The organism is Enterobacter cloacae complex sp. P16RS2 (assembly GCF_014982155.1).
GTDB lineage: Bacteria > Pseudomonadota > Gammaproteobacteria > Enterobacterales > Enterobacteriaceae > Enterobacter > Enterobacter cloacae_M.
On the sequence record NZ_JADCKW010000078.1, the window covers coordinates 1 to 842 of the forward strand.

At 37.8% G+C, this 842-nt stretch carries 1 protein-coding gene; it reads left to right on the top strand.

What is annotated here, in order from left to right; all coding sequences use genetic code 11:
- Nucleotides 1–727 (top strand): EAL domain-containing protein (locus INF68_RS22930; protein ID WP_193525473.1); only part of this gene is annotated, 727 nt, incomplete at its 5' end.
- Between the last annotated feature and the right edge of the window lie 115 nt (nucleotides 728–842).

The window sequence follows — 842 nt, forward strand, 5'->3', positions numbered from 1 at the left end:
AAATTCAGTGTGCCACTTCAATGCTGAATTTGTGCCTTATGTTCAGCCGGTGTACAAGGATGATGTGATTGTTGGTGGAGAGGTATTACTGAGAGTTCTTAAAGATGGCGTTCTACACTCTCCAGAAAAATACCTATCTGCCATGGAGTCCTGTGAGATCATTAATGATGTGACATGTTCTCTACTGTCCGGGGTAAAAAGCTATTTTGAAGGATATGTAGGAGATTTACCAAACGACTTCTATCTTTCTTTCAATATTTGTGCAAGGCAACTGAACGCACCAAGAGTAATTGAAGCTGTTACAGATTTTAATAAAACATTTGAAGGCTGTATAGCTGTAGTTCTGGAAATTGTTGAACGCGGGACCATGAACTTCGATGATTTTGCTCTTGAATCTATGCAACAACTGACCGCGTCAGGTGTGCGTTTTGCTATTGATGACTTTGGAAGTGGAAGCTCATGTCTCAAGTACATTGAACATGCTGGGTTTTCCACAATAAAAATCGACAGATGTCTTACCGTCATCAGCAATGGTTCTCTGGTTTACTCAACAGTGCTTGATGCGATCTTAATGTTATCTAAGAGTCTCGGTATACAGCTTATTGCTGAAGGAGTTGAGACCGAAGAACAATATCAATTACTTAAAGAGAAAGGTGTTCTCACTTGTCAGGGATATTTATTCTCTCGTCCAGTATGTATTGAACACTTTGCTATTAAGTATCTTTAACAAAAAAAAGGGAATATGCAATGTTCGTGTTAGATTCTCATCAATAGGTTTTAGTCTTTAAATGCGACACAGAATTTTTACAAAGAACAACTATATCAAAATTGCATTCATTCAT